This is a genomic window from Novosphingobium sp. G106 (genome assembly GCF_019075875.1).
Classification (GTDB): Bacteria; Pseudomonadota; Alphaproteobacteria; order Sphingomonadales; family Sphingomonadaceae; genus Novosphingobium.
Genome location: NZ_JAHOOZ010000001.1, coordinates 4,610,627 through 4,629,409 on the forward strand (window position 1 = coordinate 4,610,627; position 18,783 = coordinate 4,629,409).

Below are 18,783 nucleotides of genomic sequence, written 5' to 3' on the forward strand. Positions count from 1 at the left end.
GTGGCGCCACGCCCTTCCTCGCTGCGAGTTACCCAATAATGATGCAGATACCTCCATGGCCGCCGGAGCCCTACATTCTGGCCCTGACGGGCGTGGGATTACTTATCGCGCTGGTTGCATGGCTGCCTCTTGCGCTGAAGAAGTTGCCGCTGTCGCTTCCCATCATCTGTATCGCGATCGGCCTCATCCTGGGCCGCTACGCGCCAACTCCGACCGTGCCCTTGCCAAGCGAATATCCTGGCTTTGTCGAGCGGTTCACAGAGCTGGTGGTCATAATCGCCCTCATGGGAGCGGGATTGAAAATCGACCGGGTGTTCAGCTGGAAGCGATGGGCGATTACATGGCGGCTCCTCGGTCCGACCATGCTGCTGACGATCGCTTCCGTGACCGTGATCGGAATCTACCTTCTTCATCTACCGCTCCCACTGGCGATCCTGCTTGGCGGTGTGATGGCACCCACCGATCCGGTGCTCGCCGCGGATGTCCAGGTCGGCCCGCCCAAGTCCGGCGAGGAGGACGAGGTGCGCTTTGGCCTCACCTCCGAAGCGGGCCTAAACGACGGCCTGGCGTTTCCGTTCATACATCTGGCGGTTGCGCTTGCCGCCGTAGGAACGACTGGCGCCCCCTGGGTTGGCCAATGGTTCCTCCATAATGTCCTCTGGGAAATCGCAGCCGGTGTCGGCATAGGCTGGCTGGTCGGATGGCTGTTTGGATGGATCACCTTCCACATCCCTGCCGACAGCAAACTCGCTCAAACGGGTGACGGCGTGATCGCGATTGCCGCGACGCTAATCACTTACGGCGTTTGCGAGATGGCCCAGTGCTACGGCTTCCTCGGTGTCTTCATCGCGGCGCTTGTCATTCGCCATGCGCACCGGAGCCACGCATTTCAGCGCGAAATGCACGATTTTACCGAGCAGATCGAGCGCATCGCCATGATGGCGGGTCTCGTGCTTTTCGGCGGCGCTCTCATCAGCGGCGTGTTAGCCCCGCTCGGCTGGAGAGAGGCGCTTGCCGCAGCGATGATCCTGCTGATCGTTCGGCCAGCCGCAGGAATGCTGGGATTGATTGGCTTCAGGGCCCACAAAAGCGAGAAGGTAACCCTCGCCTTCTTCGGGATTCGCGGCGTCGGGTCGTTCTATTATATGGCCTATGGCCTCAATCATATGGAGGCGGGTCACCAGAATGGCCTGTGGGCATTGCTCAGCCTCGTCGTGCTGATTTCGATCCTGATGCATGGGCTCACCGTTACGCCGGTGATGCGCTCACTTGATCGGTTCCACGGTCGCAATCCAGATGGGGCGGCCGGCTAGCGAAAAGCGCCGCTCAATGCGCCGGCGCGGACACGCTTCGCTCGACGTCGCGCGCTGTGACCCATGAGCTGATCTCATCATCCGTCAGCTCGATGCCGAAAGCTTCTTCCAGAGCTATCGGAAGCGAGTAAAATCGATCGAACGCATTTAGGTGCAATTCCGACAAATTGACGAGGGAAGCTACACGGGATCGAGAATCCGCGGGAGTATACCGGGCGATAAAGCTTAGGACGTTTGACATGGATGGTTTCCTGACCCTCATAATAAGGGTCGGCAAGTTTGGTTCCGCGGCTTTATTTGTCAGATAGAGGAGCGCAGAGCTTCAGCCGCGCATCCATTAATCTGCATATTTATCCATCCAGCCGATCCGGTGGGAGTCGCTACCTCGGGAATGATCCTTGAAATTCCCATCAAATAAAAATCACCACTTCTATTTCTGGCGCTACCGGTTCGAGCACCGCTATTACAAAGCCATTCGACCTACCTTAGATGTTCCATCGTCTCGCACTGGCGCCACGTCTTTGCGACGGTTTCGGCTTTTTGAACAGGCGGCACTTACAAGGCTGCGGCTGACTTGCCCCCTTCTGGGTCGTCCAAAATCCCAGTTATTTTGGACGACGAAGGAGTTGCTCGATCAGCAGTTCGGGCAGTGCCGAGGATTACAACGAAAAGGACCCTCTTGGGTAAACTTTGCCCGGTAGGAGTAGAGCCATGCCGGGAATTGAGCCAAGCTGAGAGAGCCGGAACGAACTCTTCCCCGTCGACTAGGCGAGCCCCACGGTGGAAGACTTTCAGCCTCAAGTCGTAACTCTAGGTTTCGATCGAGCCACCGTGTTGCCCGCCCTCACGGCAAGTGAACGCCTACCGCGAACTTTGCCTCACCTCCAGCGTTGGAAGCAGCACAGGCAATCAAGGAAACGACATGGTCTTGCTCAAGCTCGCCTTCGCCTCAGCCGTGGCCTACGGCGTCTTTCGTTACGTGAACCGGGAGCGCCCGCTGCGCCGCGCCGCCTTTGCAGCCGGGGAGTCCACTGCCGGGGCCGTGGAGGTACGCAACGCGGGCCCTGATTCCATGCGAAGCGATCTGCCTGAATGGGACAAGGTCGATCAGGCGAGCGATGAAAGCTACCCCGCCAGCGATCCGCCGGCCAGCAATCGCTTCACCTGATCGAATTGCCGCCAAAGTACGCTAACGCTTCTTCAAAAGGGATGAGCATGACGACACCAGGAGACCAGCTTGCCGCCGGCAAGAGGCTCGCTGCCATCGCCGGTGGACGCGGGGTCGCGCAGGACACACCCAAGGATAGCGCAGCCGGCGAAAGCAGGGGCGCTGCCCCCAAAGTCGTCAAGCCGCGCCATGGCGAGATCGGCCTCGAGGACGACATCCATGAACACGAAAGCGAACGGCTCAATCCCGGCGATTCGGGCGGCAACGAGACCGGCGCTTCCGGAGATCGGCCGAAGGATCCATCCAATAGCGCGTGACCGGGCCCGAAACGCGTCACGCCCACATTGGATTGGGCCAGACCCCGAAACGTGAAAGGTCGCCATCTGAGCGAGGCTGGGAACGAGACATGGGCGAACTATTGGTCGCGCTTTGCGCATAGTGGCCCGCAGCGCAGGCATCCTTCTCTATCGCTTTGCTGAAGACAGCCTCGAGGTCCTGCTCGTGCATCCTGGCGGTCCATTCTGGCGAAGCAAGGATCGAGGCGCCTGGCAAATGCCCAAGGGTCTAGTTCTGCCTGGCGAGGACGACGAGACTGCCGCGCGGCGCGAGGTTGCGGAGGAACTGGGCTGCCGGATCGACGAAGAGCTGATCTCGCTCGGAGACATCCAGCAGTCTGCCGGCAAGGTGGTGGTCGCATTCGCGGCGCAGCGTAACTTCGATCCGGCGGCGCTGGTCAGCAACATGATTGAAATCGAATGGCCGCCTCGCACCGGCCGCAAGCTTGTCGTTCCCGAGGTCGACGCGGCCCGTTGGCTCGACCTCGATGCCGCACGCGGCCATATGCTGCCGAGCCAGACCCAGTTGCTCGACCGACTGGAGGCGGCACTCTCCAATTGCGGCTGAGCTAATCATGTGCCGGAAGATGCTCTGCGACCCAGCGCGCCGCCCCCGATCCGATGCGTACTCACGCGATCGCGTTAATCGAACGGATGAAGTGCAGGCGAAAGCCGGCACTTCGCGAAATCCGATCGGCCGGCAAAGACGGATCGGTGCTCCTCCGACGCCAACCGAAGAAGCCTCTCAATCCCTCCCATTCTTTTAACTTAGGCTTCGATTGGTCCGCTGAGCTCGAGGGCGGCCGCGCGCAGCACGAACAGGGGCATGCCGGCCTTGCTGACGCTGATGCGCCAGTCCCTTGCCGCCCAGAAATCGGCCACGCCATTGCTGATCATGTCACCGAAAATGCGGGTGAGTTCCTCTCGGGCCGCGCCGACGCTCGGCAGCTCCATGTCGTATTTCTGGGGGCCGCGGCCGTCGTCGATCGTAACGCAATAGGTTTCCATGGGGGCTGAATGCGGCGCATGGCCTTTCGTTGCCAGGGGGCGCAAATGGCCCGGGCCGCACCGTGGCGTTTGGGCGCCAAAGGCCATGACGGAACTGCGGGCCATGCGATGGCACGCTTCCCAGCCTATGATCGAAGGGCGGCGGAGTTGACCGAGGCTTGAACGGCTGCGTCGACGGGCCAGATCCAGGTCGCGGCCGCCTCGTCCAGCAGGATCTGCGGGGTTGATCTATTTAGACGCTCAGCTCTTGTCGCTGGTCGCGGGTGCGGGCCGCACCACCAAGCATCGAGTCCGAAAGTACCGCGATGGACGAGCATGAAGCGCGCCCATCGCGGCAACCGTTGCGACCCGAGGCTCTCGATGACCTACGTTGACCGGTTGCTTACACCAGCATCAGCAACAGCCGGCTTTGCGCTGAGCTCCAGATTCTTTGCAGACGGTGACAAGCCGCCATAATTCAGGCTTTGTCGAAGCGGCGATCCTGGGTCATACGGTGAGATGGTCGGCGAAGAAGCACCCTACCTGTTCAGGGAACTGGAACCCGCGCGTTGGCGCGATCACCTGTGCGCCGAGCGGACCACATTGCTGGACGCCTTGCTCGCGGCGGAAGCGAACGGTGTCGTTCGCCTCGGTTATACGAACATAAGGGCACCGGGGACGGTTGCCATCCTTGAACGCGCGCCATCCGACAATGCGCTGGAGCATGTCCAGGTCGTCGGCAAGACCATGCCCGGCATCAATATTGTCGGCGGCGGAATAGGATGCGGGAACCACTATTGCGAGATCGACTGGAGCGTGCCGGTGACGGGCCGACCAGGTTTCCTGCGCCGCTTGGCTTACTGGTGCGCGCGCCGGTTTAGCTGACCATTTCCATCCTGGCGTGGCTCGTCGGTGAGGATGAAATTGCGGATAGGCGGGCTTCCGAACAGCGTCCGCACCATTTTTTGGTCTACGTGGGCAATGCCCCCTGCTCGTGCCGAACCGTTACTGCGACTTCCATGGAAATAAAGTCCTCGGGAGAGCCCAGATATCCCCCCGTGACCGGCATGATCTGCCGGTTGAGGCGGGCAACTGCGACAGGCACCAGGCGGCCCGCCCCCAAACGGTTGTGGGTGGGATCGAAGGCGATCCACCCGGCTCCGGGCAGGTAGACCTCGGCCCAGGCATGGGTCGTTCCTGCATCGGCCTCGGACTGGCCGGGATCGATCAGGTACCCCGATACGGCCCGCGCGCCGAGCCCGAGATGCCGGACTGCCTCGATGAAGAGGCCTGCAATGTCACGGCACGAGCCGCTCGCGAGCGCGAGGGTTTCTGCGGGCGACTGCGTCCCCTCCTCGTCGCGGACGCGGTATTGCACGTGCCCCAGCACACCGGAATTGAGGTCTTTGAGCAGCGACAGCGTGTCAGTTGCTGGGCCAGCCACAAAGGCGCGCGCCCAGGCGCTGACAGCGTCGCCGCCGCGCGTCAGCCAGTCGGGCTCGGCCAGACGGCCAAGATCGATGGCATCGTCGAGCGCGTAGGCAAAGGGATATGTGTGAGCGGCCGGATCGATGGAAAAGACCGGCCAATCCGGCGCCTTGTGATCGACCAGCGCCCTGCTGACGATCGTCAGTTCCTCGGCCGGTTCGATAAAGTCCGCGGTGGCTATGAGATTGCCGAAGACGTCGACGGTCCAGCTCAGCTCCGCCGCAGGCTCGCAAACGAGCGAGCGCTCCAGGGTGGTGAGATCTGTGCCATCGCGCGGCACGACGACGAGGCGATGCGGCTGCAGGGCAACGGGAAATGAATAGCGATACCGCGTCGTGTGTTCGATGCTGAGATGCATGGGTTCTCCCGAGCCGAAACGGCCAGATGATCGAGCGGCCGGTCGTCCGCGGACACGCGGGGGCAGGCGTCACTCGCTAAAGCGCTCCATGAAGGAGACGGTTGCGGCAAGACCGCATCCAGGCGTCCCCGCCCCACGACGGACTTCCCTCAACCGCATCGAACAGCCCCCATCCATTCAACCGGAATATTTAGCCTTGTGCAAGCTTTGCCCTCTTTCTCCGCTCATCTTGGCTCGGGCGCGGAACATGAGCGAGTGGCCAGGGGTTATTGAGGCTCCTACCTCCGACATGACGGGTATTTCACTGTGACCACGGCAACTCACGACACTTCCATCCTCAACGACCTCATCGCCACGCTGCTCGACAGCGTCGACGGCTACCAGAAATCGGCTGGCGACATCGACAATCAAGCACTTGCCGACAAGTTCAATGCCCGGGCGCGCGAACGCCAATCGGCGGTGGCGAAGCTTCAGGCCGCCGTGGCTTCGGCGGGCGGCAATCCCGAAGACGATGGCACGCTTCTGGCCGGCGCCCACCGCGTCTTCATGAATCTCAAGGAAGCGGTCACGGGCAAGGACGACAAGGCAATCGTCGCCGAGATCGAGCGCGGCGAGGATCATCTGAAAGCCAAGTTCGAAAAGGCTCTCGCCAATGCCGACCTGTCGCCGACGGGCCGCGCGGCAACCGATGAAGCGTGGCAGTCGGTCCGCGCCGGGCACGACGAGATGAGCGCGCTCAAGCATTCGATGGGCGCCTGACGAGACTGGGCCGGCGCGGCTTTGGTCGTGCTGGCCCATTGGCTCCGTCTCGATCGAAGGATTTGCAAGCATGACAGAAGCACGCGAAGCGACCTCCCTGCTCGCCGAAGCCTCTACCCAGGACCTCAAAGTCAAGTCGCGCGATGGCGATGGCCTCGGCCAGGTCAAGGCGCTCATGATAGACAAGCGCAGCGGCCAAGCGGCCTACGCCGTCTTGAGCCTGGGCGGATTTCTGGGGCTCAACAAGAGCTTCTACCCCATCCCCTTCGGGCTGCTGGCCTACGATCCGAGCGAGGACTTCTATGTCGTCACGATCGATCGGCGCGTTCTCGAAGGCGGTCCTAGCTGGGCCAGCCACAGCCCCGAGTTCAACCAGGCCTATGCCGACCGTGTCTCGAACTACTACGGCACGCCGCCGGCCGCTATCTCCTAGCTCGGCTTGGCCGACTGGCGGAAAGGGAGGCCAAAGGCAGTCTCCTTCGTCAGCCCCGCCTGCTTTGCCTCGTCGGCTCCAGGATACCAGTTAGACGGCGCCCACTTGCAAAATCTCGCCCATGGTCACGGCGGAATGGGGGCAGCTCCGTTTGATACTTCGCGCGGCCCTTCTGCCGAAACGGGTCCCGGCGCCGGACTAACAATGCAGGCTTTGCCATAGGTCCCGCGGCGGTAGACGCTGCCGCTGAGCAGATTGTTGATGACTGCATCTGAGGAGCTGGCGTCGCACCGATTGGCGGGCAATGCTTACTTCGCATGGAGTGCTTGCGGGAGCGATAAACAGATGACCGAGCGTCTCGCCCTGGTATTCTGCCTGGCCATCATGAGCGCCCTTTTTCTGTGGCCTTTGGCGGCCTCGCTTCGGCATTGACCGGAGGTCAACGTCCATCTCGCTGAGCGGCTTGCGGCCGCCAAGTTCCACCATGCACAACGCTCATGGCCACAGCGGGAACGAAGCGGCAAGGTTGCCGTTATGGCATTGGCCGCGGCGCGTGCGAGTTCACGCGCTGCGGCCTGTCGACGCGGCCGGTTCGATACCTCTTCGCAATCCCTTCCCCCGCCTCGGCATCAGGGACAATAATGAAGTGAGGAAGATACCGCGTGAGAGCCGTCGAAGCCGGGTCACCTTTGACCGACCGCGAACTCCAGATCCTTGGCGCGATCGCGGACGGTTGGTCAGCCAAGGAGGCTGCCCGAACTTTAGGCATTACACCGCGCACCGTGGAATGCCACCTCGACACCGCCCGTATGAAACTGGGCGCACGAAATCGAACCCACACGGTCACAATTGCTCTGGCCTTGGGATTGCTTCAACACCCGCCGCATCGGCTCGAAGCCGCGTGACCTACGTTGCGGTCATTCAAATCTTCGCAAATCAGCTGGGAAGTATCATTGGGTGAAGCGTTGCGGTCTTGTCGTCGGTGATGGAGAGTTCCTCGTGAAAGTCTCTAAGAGCTGATCCGCCGGGAACGGTCTCGCGCTAGCGAAATATCAGCGATCGCGGACGTCGGACTTGCACCGAACCTAGGTCGGCGAAGCCACAGCCTGGTTCGAGATGCCATCCCCTGGGGTATCCTGCGGCGCATTGGCTGCGCCGAACATCCAGACAGCCGCGAGCGCTGCGATCGCCAGGATGAGGCTGACGGCCAGGACATAGCGGACAATGTGCGGCGTGCGTCCGGCGCGCGCCTCGTTAGTCGAGACATGGATCTCGTCGGGGTTGGGGTTCATTCGAAGTCTCCTGTCCCCGGAGGAGCCGGAGCTTGACCTAACGCCCCGTGGCCGTGCGAGTTCCGTTTCTTTGGGACGTGTGCGCCCGCTTCCAACGGAGTCTTCAGGGAAGCGGCGCGGTCGCGACCCCTTGCCCCCCGGCAATGCCTAGAAGTCGATGCCCTGCTTTTCGGCCCATTGGCGGCCCAGCCACCCGATCAGCGCACCGCCGGCCATCATGGCGATCATCGACACGGGGTAAGGTCCAGATGGCGTTGGACCAGCTCCTCGAGTGCGTTGCTGGTGCGGCGATGTTCGTTCGCGAGTCTGGCTTCCTGTTCGTGGGCAATCGGATCCGACGCGCTCATACCCTCTGACTCGGCCTCGAGCCATTGATCGAGATCCTTCTTCCACTGGCAGAGGAGCTCATGACGCGCCGCGATATCGAGGTCGATATCCTCTGCCAGATCTTCGGGGCTGGCGTAGTGACGACGGGCGTCGGGTGCTTTGTCCGCGGCGGCGTCATCGGTGACGGCCTGTGCGGGTTCGACTGCGGAGTCGTCGCTCATGGGTATCCTTTCGCCGGGAGATCCAGCTAAACGCGAAACGGGCGGGCGATCGGTCAGTTCCTGGTCTGCCGGACGCGCGCAAAACACCCACATTTTACGGCTCGTTGCCCAAACATAGGTCTTTCCTGTTGTCGCCTAATCCCGCAACCAGCCCAATTCGTTTGGCCCGCAGTTACGGCCAGGTACCAGCCAGTGGAACACCCCCGATCCCGCCGAGTTGAGGAAGTGCAGGCATCGATGGAGACGATCGCTATGGAAAGCCAAAGCCGGATCCTCATGTCGGAGCTCTCGCAGCGGGTCACTCTCGAGGGCATGACTGTCGATGTGCAGATCTTCAGAATCGGCGCCGAAGATGACTGGATCCTCATCGTTGCCAATGAAAGTGGCAGAACGAACCGCTGGGACGACGTCTTTTCCTCGGACATCGAGGCGATGGCCGCTTTCCAGATTGTCGCTCAGGAGGAGGGTCTGGCGGCCTGTCTGGCCCAGGGCGCCGAACTCGCGGTGCACTGACGCTGCAAGTCTTGCGTTGCGGTCGGCATGGGCGGCTTTTCCCCTTCGTTTGCCGGGACCAACTAAGCCTTTCGCTCCTAGGAGGGGATTGCATGGACGATCTGGAGTCGAGGCTCGGCGCCGCAGACGAATTCATCATCGCACATGCCATGGATAACGACTCAATCGGCTGGCCAATCAAGGATCGCGCCGAATTCCTCGAAGCCTTCAACCGAATTCTCGACGAGCTGGGCGTCCCGGACGCGCATCGACGGCGCGGCGGCCCTGATGTTTCCGGTTCTATATCGCCGTAACCTGGCGCCGCAAACTTGGTGTCAAGATCGGTGCGAGGCGGAAGATTTGGCGTCGCAAGCGCAGACCAGCGCCTTTCAGTTAAAGGCATCCATGCACCTTTAGCCCCGTCAAGCGGCTAGGACCCCGGCAGCAGCCGATCCAAGATGCCCGGTTTGTGTCCGGACGGACCTTGCGTCGGCGTGGGCGTCGTGACCATCAGCATGATGATATAGGCGGCGGCGAGCGCGACGAGGGTCCAGATCAAGCGGCGCCCCATCATGTGAGGACCGTGCCCGCTTCTCCGAATCCGATGGTGAGGACCTGGCTAGCGTCCTCCGCCAGGACAATTATGAGATCCTTGAAATCGAGACGGCCCGCCAGGACGTTCGTGCTCGAAACTTCGCACGCGGTTTCCGCGGCATTCTTGAGAGATGAAGCGTCATCCGCACAGTCGCTGCCCTCCTCGTCGATGGCGGTGACCTCGTTGTAGAGATTGAAAAAATTCCGACGCATGCTCACTCAAGCTGCAGGCAGCGGGTTGGTTCCGCATACTTAACCTATGTTCTGGCGCGCCGGCTCGCCCGCGCCAGAGTCGAACGATGACCAAGACCATCCATTCCATTTCCGTACCCTGGAGAGATCTCCGCGACGCGCGCGATCTGCTGAGCCGTTCGGCCGATGCAGCCTTCGAGGCAAGGCCGGTCGGAAACCGGGTGGTGATCGATTGCGAGCGCGACGCCGACGCTCAGAGAATCCTGGAGGCGTTCACCCATGCCCGACGCTTCAAGGCCGGTTGATGGTGTCAGAAGTCGTCGATAAGTACTCAGCACAGGAGCAGACCTGAACTGGCTGCGCCGCAGGCTAAGGTCCAAGGGATCGCCAAATCTGCCTCGATGTTGCCCCATGCCATCTAACATCTAATTGTGGACCCTCCGGCTGCCTGACGCCGTGATAATCACGTTCGCAGCGGTCAGGTGATTCCCACTCGCGCCGGAACGAGTCAGCGTGTCGCGCTCTTCCTATGCCGTGAAGATCGCGACCTACAATGTAAACGGCATCAATGGACGTCTGGAGGTGCTGCTGCGCTGGCTTGAACTGGCGGAACCTGACGTGGTCTGCCTGCAGGAACTCAAGGCGCCCGACGAACGCTTCCCTGAGGCGGCGATCCGCGATCTGGGTTACGATGCGGTCTGGCACGGCCAGAAGAGCTGGAACGGCGTCGCGATCCTTAGCCGGGTAGGTGTTATCCAGGAGACGCGGCGAGGACTGCCTGGTGATGCCGACGACAGCCACAGCCGTTATATCGAAGCGGCGGTGAATGGCGTCCTGATAGCGGGACTCTATCTGCCCAATGGGAATCCGCGTCCCGGGCCGAAATTCGAATACAAGTTGCGCTGGTTCGAGCGCTTGCATGGACACCTTTCCGGGCTGGTCGGGCTTGACGCGCCGGTGGTCATCGCCGGAGATTTCAACGTCATGCCGACCGATCTCGATGTCTATGTGCCAGAGCGCTGGCGCGACGACGCGCTGTTCGCGCCCGAGGTAAGGCAGGCCTATGCGAAACTGCTGCAGCAGGGCTGGACCGACGCGGTGCGGGACCTTCATCCGGGCAAGCGAGTCTACACCTTCTGGAAATACTGGCGGCAGTCGTTCGAACGCGATGCGGGCCTGCGCATCGATCATATCCTGCTTAATGCGAGAGCCGCCGACCGTCTTGTCAGCGCCGAAGTCGATCGTCGCCCGCGCGGCTGGGAGAAGACCAGCGACCACGCCCCGGTCTGGGTCGAGTTGGCCGACAAAGCGAAGCGACGCAGGAAGGGCTGAAGCTGATCATAGAGAATTCGGGCATGCTGCTGACGATTGGCATGACGCCGCGGAAATCTCGATCGCCGCGAGTTGGGGAGCGTCGAGGCAGTTTTTTGTCGTTCTTGGGTCAGGCGCCAGTTTGCGTGTGCGGCGCAGCGACGGGCTTTGATTCGGGCGATTCTTTCTGCCTGAGAAATATTGAAAGAACGACCAAGACCGCGGTCGACAGGAATTCGCTCTGCCAATTCTGGAAGGACTCGAACCAGAGTTGGGAGCTGAAAAGATAGGCAGACACCGACAGCGCCGGCTCGCCGTGTTCGATGGCCTCCTCTGCGGCCGTGCGGGCGCTGGCGATCCAGTGAAACACGAACGACACGAGGAACAGCGCCGCGAGCGCGAGGCCCAGCGAACGGCCATAGAGCGCTCGCCAGACATGGCCCTGGCGCAGGATGTTGGGCGCGCCGTCTGCTCGCGCCTTGGCAGCCAGATTGTCGTCGCGCGGGACGGCGTCAGGATCCTTGGACTCGGCGGAGCCGCGCTGGAACAGGACAGCAGTTAGCATCACATAGGCCGACATCTGGAGAAATTCGCTTTCCCAGTTCTCGAACACAGCGGCGACAAACGACGCGCTATGCGCATATTCGGGCAGGCTCATCCCGGGCTGGTGATGGCGCGCCGCGTCGGTGAGTTCTACATGCCAACCCGCTAGCAACTGGCCGACGATGCTCACCCCGAAAAGCAGCATGAGCACGATCGTCAGCCCGTTGTCGCGCAGCAGGCGCATCGTCAAGCGTCTGGGCGTTGCCGCGAGCAGAGGCGCGCGACCATCAGGTCGTTCGCCTGCGAACGCGCGACAGAAACGGCGCTATTGCCGGCAGCATCAATAAGATGCGGATTCGAGCCCCGCGCGATCAACTGATCGACAGGGGCCGCACGGCCAAACAAAGCTGCGAACATCAGGGCGGTCTGGCCCGCATGGTTGACTACGTCCGGCTCGGCGCCGGCTTCGAGCAGACAATGGGAGATGCCGTGCAAACCCTTGAAGGCCGCCCCCATCAAGGCGGTGTTGCCACGGGTTCCGTCCGGCTGGTCGACGGGCGCCCCCAATGCCAGCAGCAGCGCGGCCGCGTCCTCATGGTCGTGATAGCAGGCGAGGATCAGCGCCGTGTAGCCGCTTTCGTCCCGAGCCGCGATGTCGGCGCCGGCCTGGGTCAGCGCCGGGATCATGTCGATGCGCCCTAGCCGCGCTGCGTCGAACAGCAGCTCCTGAATGCGCTCGGGCGGCGGCAGCGGCGGCAGTGGTTCATCGTCGTTGGACGGGAGATGCAGCAGCGCCTCACTGAGCATCGAGATCGACCTTGAGCTCGCGCGGCCAGAACCGCAGCGCGGCGATGGCATCAACGAAGGCAGCGGCATCGTTGGCTCCCGCCAGCGGAATGCAGGCGTCGTCGAGCAGGTCTGAAATGCCGCCCTTTGCAAAGATTGGCTCTGCTTCCTTCGTTAGACCGATAAACTTGCAGTGCCCGAAGGCGTCGCGCACAAAATCCTGCGCGGCTGCGTCGCCGGCGAGCAGCCCCGCACCTTCGTCGGAGACGACAACGGCAACGGCGTCGAACAGCACCGAGGGCCCGCCATCGATCTTCTGTTTGGCTGCCACCTTGGTGCCGTCGGAAAGGGTCACGCCGCCGATCTTGGGAGCCACGACTTCATAGACTGCGCCGACCTGATTGATCTCCTTGACGAGGGCGTTGAAAAGGCCGGCATCGGCACCGTCGCTCAAGAGGATCCCCAGCTTGCGGCCCTTGAAGCTCGCCGGTCCGTTCTTGACGATCGATAGCGCATCCGACGCGGGCAAATCGGCGATCGTCGGCCGCGCTGCTTGAGCCGCAGATGGCATCGCCGCAAGCGCAAGCCCATCGGCGACGGTGCCCGCGAGCCCTTCATCAATGTTAAGCAGATGCGATACCACGCGCGAGCGAATGTCGGGGCGCTCGACTTTGGACAGCTCGAAGACGATCGCATCGCCTATGTGCTTCTGCTCGATCGGCGTCTGGCTGACGAAGAACTGCCTCGCCTGGCTGTAGTGATCGGCGAATGTCTCGGATCGCACGCGCTGCTTTCGCCCGCTGGCATCTTCGACAAAGCTCGGGAAGCCGAGCTCGCGATCCTCGCGGGGACCGCCCTCAGCCGCGCCCCATGAGTTTGGCTCGTAATTGACCCGTCCCTTGGGATTGCGCATGGCCATATGCCCGTCCTGCTGGAAATGAGCGACCGGGCATTTCGGGGCATTGATGGGAATGTGCGTAAAGTTAGGGCCGCCAAGCCGCTTGATTTGCGTGTCGAGGTACGAAAAGTTGCGTCCCTGAAGCAGGGGATCGTTCGAGAAGTCGATGCCAGGCGGCACGTTCTGCGTGCAGAACGCAACCTGCTCGGTCTCGGCAAAGAAATTGTCGACCACTCGGTCGAGCACCAGCCGCCCGACAACGCGAATGGGAACCAGTTCCTCGGGGATCAACTTGGTCGCGTCGAGAACATCAAAATCGAAACTGTCGGCAAATGCATCGTCGAACAGCTGAACGCCGAGTTCCCATTCGGGGAAATCGCCACCATTGATCGCATCCCACAGGTCGCGGCGATGGAAGTCCGGATCGGCACCGTTGATCTTGACCGCCTCGTTCCAGACAACCGACTGCAACCCTTGCTTGGGTTTCCAGTGGAACTTGACGAAAGTCGATTTGCCGGAGGCGTCGAGCAGACGGAACGTATGAACACCGAAGCCCTCCATCGTCCGGAAGGAGCGCGGGATCGCACGGTCAGACATCGTCCACATGATCATGTGGAAGCTTTCTGGCGTCAGGCTGATGAAGTCCCAGAAGTTGTCATGGGCCGAGGCCGCCTGCGGGAAAGCGCGATCGGGCTCAGGCTTCACCGAGTGGACCAGATCCGGGAATTTCATCGCGTCCTGGATGAAGAACACGGGAATATTGTTGCCGACGAGGTCCCAATTGCCCTCCTGCGTGTAGAGCTTGACGGCAAAACCGCGCACATCGCGGGCGAGGTCAAACGAGCCTTTCGATCCGGCGACGGTCGAGAAGCGCACGAAAGCCGGGGTCTTCTCGCCAACCCGCTGGAAGACATCGGCGCGGCTGACGTCGGCCAGACTGTCGGTCAGCTCGAAGAAGCCGTGCGCGCCGTATCCGCGCGCGTGAACGACCCGCTCGGGAATCCGCTCGTGATCGAAGTGGAATATCTTCTCCCGGAAATGGAAATCCTCGAGCAGCGTCGGCCCCCTCGCGCCCTGCTTCAGACTGTTCTGGTCATCGGCAACCGGAATACCCTGCTGGGTGGTGAGCACCGCAACCTCGCCGCCTGCGATCTGATGGGTCTCGCCGCCATCCGCCTGCTCCTCCGCGTAGCTTTCCGAGATCAGCGCGTCGGCGGGGATGGGCGAAGCCTTCTGCGGCGACTCTCCGCCGACATCTGCGCCCCCGAGGTCAGGCGGAGTTACGCCATTTTTGGCGGACGAGGGATTGTCGGCTGACGCCGGCTTTTTGGCCATGAATATGCACCTTGATGATTGATGATCGTCCGCAAGACGCGTGGGGAAAACACCCGTCACGCGCTGCGAAGGCAAAGCTAGTGATGGCTTAACCCGCAGCGCGGCTGCGAGTTGCTTGCCCCTCTCAAAACTAATCTACATCAAGACGATTGCCTGGAGGGTCGCCGCAACGCCTCGCGCATATGCCCGTTATGACTCTGGCGAGACCGCAATGCGTCTCGGGAGTCCGACGATCGATGTTTACCGAACGTTTTCTGCGCGGCCGTCGCGGCGTTCGGCTTGAAGAAGCCGAGCGGGCGCGGCTTGAAGCGGCGATCATGGACGTCCGGTTTGTCGAACCGCGCGCGCGCCTCGTTCGCGCGGGCGAAAGACTAACGCATAGCACCATGCTCATCGAGGGATTCCTGTGCCGCTACATGGACGATCGCCGGGGTCTGCGTCAGCTTGTCGCCATCCATGTGCCGGGCGATTTCGTCGACCTTCACGGCTATCCACTCGGAACACTCGATCACGATATCGCCTCGTTGACCGCGGCGACTATCGCAGCAGTTCCGCACGAGGCACTGGCGGCCATCGAGCGTGATGCGCCGGAGATGGCACGCAAGCTCTGGTTCGCTACGCTTCTCGACGCCGCCATACACCGGGCCTGGCTGTTTCGGCTTGGGCGGCTTGATGCGGTGGGCCGGGTCGCGCACTTCCTGAGCGAAACCAATGCGCGTCTGGTCCTCGCAGGCCTGAGCGACGGCCGCCGCTTTGCCCTGGGTCTGACGCAAAACGATCTTGCCGAGATCTGCGGCCTCACGGACGTCCATGTGAACCGCGTCATACGCACGATGCGAGAAGAGGGCCTCTGCACGTTCCGCTCCTCGCTGGTCGAAATTCCCGACCCAAAGCGGCTGGCCTCGCGCGGCCAATTCGACTCGTCCTATCTGTACATCGACGAGCAGGCTTCGGATGCGCTCGCAACATTGGATCGACCATCATGACCCAGCCTGCGATTCCCCAACCACAAACCCAGCCCGGCCAAGCAGTCGCCGAGGAAGGCCTCGTTATCCTCGATGGTCCCGCCGGCATCGCCGTCACCATGACACCTGATGCTGCCGCCAGCACGGGCCAGAGCCTGCTCGACGCCGCCGCGGTCGCGCGCTCCCAGAATAAACAGCCGAACCAGTCAGAGGCATGACGCTGCGAGGGCGCAGTCTGCGAAACCTAAGCATCTACCGTGCGCACGCTCCGTCTTGCGGCCAGTCGTGTCCCCGTCCCCCATACGCCTGACACAGGAACTTTCCCCCCACCCTCGCATTCGCAAGACAAGCGCACAGGAGTAAAAATGATGACAGCCCATAGAGATGCAGGCGGCGCGCGACATGACGACGCACCTGTCACGACGTCCAAGGACACGCATCCCGATCGCGCGCTTGTCGCAGAGAGCGTAACTATCAATCGGCCGGCAGAGGAACTCTATGCGTTCTGGCGCCAGAGCGCCAATCTCGTTGCCGTGATGGACAACATCGCTTCGATCCAACCTATCGACGAGACGCGCTCACGCTGGACCGTGAAAGCCCCCGCTGGCCGGGAGGTCAGCTGGGAATCGGTCATTACCAAGGACGTTCCTGGCAAGGAAATCACCTGGCAGTCTGCTCCAGGCGCCGATGTCGCCAACGCCGGGCGCATCGAATTCCAGGACGCCGGCGCGCGCGGCACAGTAGTGCGGGCCGTGATTGCCTACGACCCGCCGGGCGGCGCAATCGGTCAGTTCATCGCCAAGCTGTTCCAGCGTGAGCCGCGCCTGCAGGCGCGCCGGGATCTCAGGCGGTTCAAGCAACTCATGGAAACCGGCGAAATCGCGACCTCGTCGCGCACCGCCAAACAGTTCGCGGAGGAGAAAGCCTGATGCGCGCGCTCACCTGGCACGGCAAGCACGACGTCCGCGTCGATACGGTCGACGATCCCGAAATCCTCAACCCACGCGATGCGATCATCAAGATCACCGCGACGGCCATTTGCGGGTCGGACCTCCATCTCTACGATGGTTACATTCCCACGATGCAGAAGGGCGATATCCTCGGCCACGAATTCATGGGCGAGGTGGTCGAGACCGGTGCCAAGAGCACGCTGCAGAAAGGCCAGAAGGTCGTGGTCCCTTTCACCATCGCCTGCGGCAGCTGCTACCACTGCGGCAAGCACCAATATTCAGCTTGCGACAACGGCAACCCTGCCGACAACCAGGACATCGGCCGAGAACTCTACGGCCAGCCCATGTCGGGGCTGTTCGGCTACAGTCACATGACTGGCGGCTACGCCGGCGGCCAGGCCGAATATGTCCGCGTGCCCTTCAGCGACGTCGGTCCGATCGTCGTGCCGGACGATATCGAGGACGAGAAGGTTCTCTTCCTCTCCGATATCCTGCCCACGGGCTGGATGGCCGCCGAAAACGCCCAGATCGAGCCCGGCGATACGGTCGCCGTCTGGGGCTGCGGTCCGGTCGGGCTTTTCGCCGTGCAGTCGGCGTTTCTCATGGGGGCAGCGCGCGTTATCGCCATCGACCACTTCCCCCACCGCCTGGAACTCGCCGGGAAGTTCGGCGCCGAGACGATCAACTTCGAGGAATCGAAAACCTACGAGGCGCTCATGGAGATGACCGGCGGCATTGGTCCCGACGCTGTGATCGATGCGGTCGGCCTCGAGGCGCATGGCTTTTTCGTCGATAACGTCATCGACCAGATCAAGGCGTCGATGTTCCTGGGCACCGACCGCACGCATTCTATACGCCAGGCGATCCTCGCCTGCCGAAAGGGCGGCCGTGTCTCGATGCCCGCGGTCTATGGCGGCTTCGTAGACAAGTTTCCGCTGGGCGCCTTCATGGAGAAGGGCCTGACGCTCAAGACCGGGCAGACCCACGTCCAGCACTACATGCCGGCGCTGCTCAACGCGGTCGTCGAGGGCAAGATCGATACGACCTTCCTCATCTCGCACACCTTGCCGCTCGAAGACGCGCCGAAGGGCTACAAGATGTTCCACGATAATCAGAACGAAGTGACCAAAGTCGTGCTCAAGCCCGACCTGGCGCTCGCCGCCGAATAAGGAAATCCAGATGGCTAACAAATTTGCGATCGTCACCGGCGCCTCGACGGGCATCGGCTTCGAGCTTGCCAGCATTGCCGCCGAGAATGGCTACGACCTCCTCGTCGTCGCCGATGAGCCGCTGATCGATGCGGCGGCGGCTGATTTTCGCTCGCATGGGGTCGAGGTAACCTCGATCGAAGCGGACCTTGCGACATTGGAAGGCGTCGACCGACTGCTCGCCGCGGGCGGCGGCCGGCAGGTCGACCTGCTTTGCGCCAATGCCGGGCGCGGTCTGGGCCATGGCTTCCTCGAACAGGACGTTGCCGACTGGCGCCGGGTGATCGACACCAATGTGACCGGCACGATTTACCTCCTCCAAAAAGTGCTCAAGGACATGGTTGCGCGCGATGGCGGCAAGGTCCTGATCACCGGGTCAATCGCCGGGTTCATTCCGGGAAGCTTCCAAGCCGTGTATAACGGCACGAAGGCTTTCATCGACAGCTTCGCAGACGCGATCCGCAACGAGATCAAGGAAGCCAAGGGCGTCACGGTCACGACGCTTATGCCGGGGCCCGTTGAGACCGAATTCTTCGATCGCGCCGACATGCTCGACACCAACGTCGGCGCTTCCGACAGCAAGAGCGATCCGGCTGACGTTGCCCGCGACGGCTGGGAGGCTTTGATGAAAGGCGAAGCCCACATCGTCTCTGGCTGGAAGAACAAGGTCCAGGCGACCCTTGCCCATGTTACACCCGCATCGGTACTCGCTGAACAGCATCGTCACATGGCCGAGCCCGGCTCGGCGAAAAAGTAGCGCGCTTGCGACGTCTTATGAGCGGGTACCGCATTCGAACAGAGACGGCCGATAGCGGGACAGCTTTCGTC

26 protein-coding genes are annotated in these 18,783 nt (G+C 62.0%); 17 read left to right on the forward strand and 9 right to left on the reverse strand.

What is annotated here, in order from left to right; translation table 11 throughout:
* The first annotated feature begins 38 nt into the window (after positions 1–38).
* From KRR38_RS22160 to KRR38_RS22175, 4 genes are all read left to right on the forward strand, one after another.
* Positions 39–1,313 carry a sodium:proton antiporter gene (locus tag KRR38_RS22160; protein WP_254514930.1) on the forward strand — a complete coding sequence of 425 codons (1,275 nt, stop codon included), beginning with the start codon at positions 39–41 and terminating at the stop codon, positions 1,311–1,313.
* Between the two features lie 922 nt (positions 1,314–2,235).
* Entirely contained in the window at positions 2,236–2,481 is a 246-nt protein-coding gene (locus KRR38_RS22165; RefSeq protein ID WP_217405613.1) for a hypothetical protein, read from the forward strand.
* A gap of 47 nt (positions 2,482–2,528) precedes the next feature.
* Positions 2,529–2,798, forward strand: a complete 270-nt coding sequence (locus tag KRR38_RS22170; RefSeq protein ID WP_217405616.1) for a hypothetical protein — start codon at positions 2,529–2,531, stop codon at positions 2,796–2,798.
* A 121-nt stretch (positions 2,799–2,919) separates the two neighbouring features.
* Positions 2,920–3,384, forward strand: coding sequence for an NUDIX domain-containing protein (locus KRR38_RS22175; protein ID WP_309141115.1), 465 nt, complete (start codon positions 2,920–2,922; stop codon positions 3,382–3,384).
* Between the two features lie 200 nt (positions 3,385–3,584).
* Here the strand turns inward: KRR38_RS22175 and KRR38_RS22180 are convergent, their stop codons facing one another.
* A complete protein-coding gene (locus KRR38_RS22180) occupies positions 3,585–3,929 on the reverse strand; it encodes a DUF6894 family protein (protein WP_217405619.1) in 345 nt (114 codons plus the stop codon).
* Between the two features lie 393 nt (positions 3,930–4,322).
* On the opposite strand from KRR38_RS22180, the gene KRR38_RS22185 reads away from it, so the two are divergent.
* On the forward strand, positions 4,323–4,688 hold the full coding sequence (locus KRR38_RS22185; RefSeq protein WP_217405621.1) for a hypothetical protein: 366 nt from the start codon (positions 4,323–4,325) through the stop codon (positions 4,686–4,688).
* 85 nt (positions 4,689–4,773) lie between these two features.
* Here the strand turns inward: KRR38_RS22185 and KRR38_RS22190 are convergent, their stop codons facing one another.
* Positions 4,774–5,649: a transglutaminase family protein gene (locus KRR38_RS22190; protein WP_217405623.1), complete on the reverse strand. Its 876-nt coding sequence runs from the start codon at positions 5,647–5,649 to the stop codon at positions 4,774–4,776.
* A 306-nt stretch (positions 5,650–5,955) separates the two neighbouring features.
* Here KRR38_RS22190 and KRR38_RS22195 point away from each other — a divergent pair, with 306 nt between their 5' ends.
* The 3 genes from KRR38_RS22195 to KRR38_RS22205 all read left to right on the forward strand — a co-directional run bounded on the left by KRR38_RS22195 (position 5,956) and on the right by KRR38_RS22205 (position 7,746).
* The gene (locus KRR38_RS22195) at positions 5,956–6,408 is read left to right on the forward strand and encodes a PA2169 family four-helix-bundle protein (protein ID WP_217405625.1); all 453 of its coding nucleotides are present in this window, start codon (positions 5,956–5,958) and stop codon (positions 6,406–6,408) included.
* A 70-nt stretch (positions 6,409–6,478) separates the two neighbouring features.
* On the forward strand, positions 6,479–6,841 hold the full coding sequence (locus KRR38_RS22200) for a PRC-barrel domain-containing protein (RefSeq protein ID WP_217405628.1): 363 nt from the start codon (positions 6,479–6,481) through the stop codon (positions 6,839–6,841).
* Between the two features lie 662 nt (positions 6,842–7,503).
* The gene (locus KRR38_RS22205) at positions 7,504–7,746 is read left to right on the forward strand and encodes a response regulator transcription factor (protein WP_217405630.1); all 243 of its coding nucleotides are present in this window, start codon (positions 7,504–7,506) and stop codon (positions 7,744–7,746) included.
* A 180-nt stretch (positions 7,747–7,926) separates the two neighbouring features.
* On the opposite strand, the gene KRR38_RS22210 is transcribed toward KRR38_RS22205, so the two are convergent.
* On the reverse strand, positions 7,927–8,133 hold the full coding sequence (locus KRR38_RS22210) for a hypothetical protein (RefSeq protein WP_217405632.1): 207 nt from the start codon (positions 8,131–8,133) through the stop codon (positions 7,927–7,929).
* A gap of 224 nt (positions 8,134–8,357) precedes the next feature.
* Positions 8,358–8,681, reverse strand: a complete 324-nt coding sequence (locus tag KRR38_RS22215; RefSeq protein ID WP_217405634.1) for a hypothetical protein — start codon at positions 8,679–8,681, stop codon at positions 8,358–8,360.
* A gap of 237 nt (positions 8,682–8,918) precedes the next feature.
* On the opposite strand from KRR38_RS22215, the gene KRR38_RS22220 reads away from it, so the two are divergent.
* Positions 8,919–9,194, forward strand: a complete 276-nt coding sequence (locus KRR38_RS22220; RefSeq protein ID WP_217405637.1) for a hypothetical protein — start codon at positions 8,919–8,921, stop codon at positions 9,192–9,194.
* A gap of 92 nt (positions 9,195–9,286) precedes the next feature.
* Positions 9,287–9,487 carry a hypothetical protein gene (locus KRR38_RS22225; RefSeq protein ID WP_217405639.1) on the forward strand — a complete coding sequence of 67 codons (201 nt, stop codon included), beginning with the start codon at positions 9,287–9,289 and terminating at the stop codon, positions 9,485–9,487.
* 116 nt (positions 9,488–9,603) lie between these two features.
* Here the strand turns inward: KRR38_RS22225 and KRR38_RS37095 are convergent, their stop codons facing one another.
* Positions 9,604–9,732, reverse strand: coding sequence for a hypothetical protein (locus KRR38_RS37095; protein WP_256449498.1), 129 nt, complete (start codon positions 9,730–9,732; stop codon positions 9,604–9,606).
* A gap of 11 nt (positions 9,733–9,743) precedes the next feature.
* A complete protein-coding gene (locus KRR38_RS22230) occupies positions 9,744–9,980 on the reverse strand; it encodes a DUF6894 family protein (protein WP_217405641.1) in 237 nt (78 codons plus the stop codon).
* A gap of 86 nt (positions 9,981–10,066) precedes the next feature.
* Here KRR38_RS22230 and KRR38_RS22235 point away from each other — a divergent pair, with 86 nt between their 5' ends.
* The gene (locus KRR38_RS22235) at positions 10,067–10,264 is read left to right on the forward strand and encodes a hypothetical protein (protein WP_217405643.1); all 198 of its coding nucleotides are present in this window, start codon (positions 10,067–10,069) and stop codon (positions 10,262–10,264) included.
* 229 nt (positions 10,265–10,493) lie between these two features.
* Positions 10,494–11,291: an exodeoxyribonuclease III gene (gene xth, locus KRR38_RS22240; RefSeq protein WP_217407410.1), complete on the forward strand. Its 798-nt coding sequence runs from the start codon at positions 10,494–10,496 to the stop codon at positions 11,289–11,291.
* Positions 11,292–11,400: 109 nt separating this feature from the next.
* Here the strand turns inward: xth and KRR38_RS22245 are convergent, their stop codons facing one another.
* The 3 genes from KRR38_RS22245 to KRR38_RS22255 are packed head-to-tail and all read right to left on the reverse strand — an operon-like array spanning position 11,401 to position 14,832.
* Positions 11,401–12,057, reverse strand: a complete 657-nt coding sequence (locus tag KRR38_RS22245; protein WP_217405645.1) for a DUF6766 family protein — start codon at positions 12,055–12,057, stop codon at positions 11,401–11,403.
* 2 nt (positions 12,058–12,059) lie between these two features.
* On the reverse strand, positions 12,060–12,620 hold the full coding sequence (locus KRR38_RS22250; protein WP_217405647.1) for an ankyrin repeat domain-containing protein: 561 nt from the start codon (positions 12,618–12,620) through the stop codon (positions 12,060–12,062).
* Positions 12,610–14,832, reverse strand: coding sequence for a catalase (locus KRR38_RS22255; protein WP_217405649.1), 2,223 nt, complete (start codon positions 14,830–14,832; stop codon positions 12,610–12,612). Before KRR38_RS22255 ends, KRR38_RS22250 begins: the two co-directional genes overlap by 11 nt.
* 236 nt (positions 14,833–15,068) lie before the next feature.
* Between KRR38_RS22255 and KRR38_RS22260 the strand changes: the two genes are divergently transcribed.
* The 5 genes from KRR38_RS22260 (at position 15,069) to KRR38_RS22280 (ending at position 18,712) form a co-directional block, all read left to right on the forward strand.
* Positions 15,069–15,818 (forward strand): Crp/Fnr family transcriptional regulator, encoded by a 750-nt coding sequence (locus KRR38_RS22260; protein WP_217405651.1) that lies wholly within the window; start codon positions 15,069–15,071, stop codon positions 15,816–15,818.
* The gene (locus KRR38_RS22265) at positions 15,815–16,015 is read left to right on the forward strand and encodes a hypothetical protein (protein ID WP_217405653.1); all 201 of its coding nucleotides are present in this window, start codon (positions 15,815–15,817) and stop codon (positions 16,013–16,015) included. Before KRR38_RS22260 ends, KRR38_RS22265 begins: the two co-directional genes overlap by 4 nt.
* A 150-nt stretch (positions 16,016–16,165) precedes the next feature.
* Positions 16,166–16,726: an SRPBCC family protein gene (locus KRR38_RS22270; RefSeq protein WP_217405655.1), complete on the forward strand. Its 561-nt coding sequence runs from the start codon at positions 16,166–16,168 to the stop codon at positions 16,724–16,726.
* On the forward strand, positions 16,726–17,916 hold the full coding sequence (locus tag KRR38_RS22275; protein WP_217405657.1) for a zinc-dependent alcohol dehydrogenase: 1,191 nt from the start codon (positions 16,726–16,728) through the stop codon (positions 17,914–17,916). The genes KRR38_RS22270 and KRR38_RS22275 overlap by 1 nt, the downstream gene beginning before the upstream one ends.
* Before the next feature lie 10 nt (positions 17,917–17,926).
* Positions 17,927–18,712 (forward strand): SDR family oxidoreductase, encoded by a 786-nt coding sequence (locus KRR38_RS22280; protein ID WP_217405659.1) that lies wholly within the window; start codon positions 17,927–17,929, stop codon positions 18,710–18,712.
* Positions 18,713–18,783: the final 71 nt, after the last annotated feature.

Bases quoted from the DNA above. Each gene is read 5' to 3' on its own strand.
- KRR38_RS22160 (WP_254514930.1), top strand. From the start codon at position 39: ATGATGCAGATACCTCCATGGCCGCCGGAGCCCTACATTCTGGCCCTG.
- KRR38_RS22165 (WP_217405613.1), top strand. From the start codon at position 2,236: ATGGTCTTGCTCAAGCTCGCCTTCGCCTCAGCCGTGGCCTACGGCGTC.
- KRR38_RS22170 (WP_217405616.1), top strand. From the start codon at position 2,529: ATGACGACACCAGGAGACCAGCTTGCCGCCGGCAAGAGGCTCGCTGCC.
- KRR38_RS22180 (WP_217405619.1), bottom strand. From the start codon at position 3,929: ATGGCCCGCAGTTCCGTCATGGCCTTTGGCGCCCAAACGCCACGGTGC.
- KRR38_RS22185 (WP_217405621.1), top strand. From the start codon at position 4,323: ATGGTCGGCGAAGAAGCACCCTACCTGTTCAGGGAACTGGAACCCGCG.
- KRR38_RS22190 (WP_217405623.1), bottom strand. From the start codon at position 5,649: ATGCATCTCAGCATCGAACACACGACGCGGTATCGCTATTCATTTCCC.
- KRR38_RS22200 (WP_217405628.1), top strand. From the start codon at position 6,479: ATGACAGAAGCACGCGAAGCGACCTCCCTGCTCGCCGAAGCCTCTACC.
- KRR38_RS22210 (WP_217405632.1), bottom strand. From the start codon at position 8,133: ATGAACCCCAACCCCGACGAGATCCATGTCTCGACTAACGAGGCGCGC.
- KRR38_RS22215 (WP_217405634.1), bottom strand. From the start codon at position 8,681: ATGAGCGACGACTCCGCAGTCGAACCCGCACAGGCCGTCACCGATGAC.
- KRR38_RS22220 (WP_217405637.1), top strand. From the start codon at position 8,919: ATGGAGACGATCGCTATGGAAAGCCAAAGCCGGATCCTCATGTCGGAG.
- KRR38_RS22225 (WP_217405639.1), top strand. From the start codon at position 9,287: ATGGACGATCTGGAGTCGAGGCTCGGCGCCGCAGACGAATTCATCATC.
- KRR38_RS22230 (WP_217405641.1), bottom strand. From the start codon at position 9,980: ATGCGTCGGAATTTTTTCAATCTCTACAACGAGGTCACCGCCATCGAC.
- KRR38_RS22235 (WP_217405643.1), top strand. From the start codon at position 10,067: ATGACCAAGACCATCCATTCCATTTCCGTACCCTGGAGAGATCTCCGC.
- KRR38_RS22245 (WP_217405645.1), bottom strand. From the start codon at position 12,057: ATGCGCCTGCTGCGCGACAACGGGCTGACGATCGTGCTCATGCTGCTT.
- KRR38_RS22250 (WP_217405647.1), bottom strand. From the start codon at position 12,620: ATGCTCAGTGAGGCGCTGCTGCATCTCCCGTCCAACGACGATGAACCA.
- KRR38_RS22255 (WP_217405649.1), bottom strand. From the start codon at position 14,832: ATGGCCAAAAAGCCGGCGTCAGCCGACAATCCCTCGTCCGCCAAAAAT.
- KRR38_RS22260 (WP_217405651.1), top strand. From the start codon at position 15,069: ATGTTTACCGAACGTTTTCTGCGCGGCCGTCGCGGCGTTCGGCTTGAA.
- KRR38_RS22265 (WP_217405653.1), top strand. From the start codon at position 15,815: ATGACCCAGCCTGCGATTCCCCAACCACAAACCCAGCCCGGCCAAGCA.
- KRR38_RS22270 (WP_217405655.1), top strand. From the start codon at position 16,166: ATGACAGCCCATAGAGATGCAGGCGGCGCGCGACATGACGACGCACCT.
- KRR38_RS22275 (WP_217405657.1), top strand. From the start codon at position 16,726: ATGCGCGCGCTCACCTGGCACGGCAAGCACGACGTCCGCGTCGATACG.
- KRR38_RS22280 (WP_217405659.1), top strand. From the start codon at position 17,927: ATGGCTAACAAATTTGCGATCGTCACCGGCGCCTCGACGGGCATCGGC.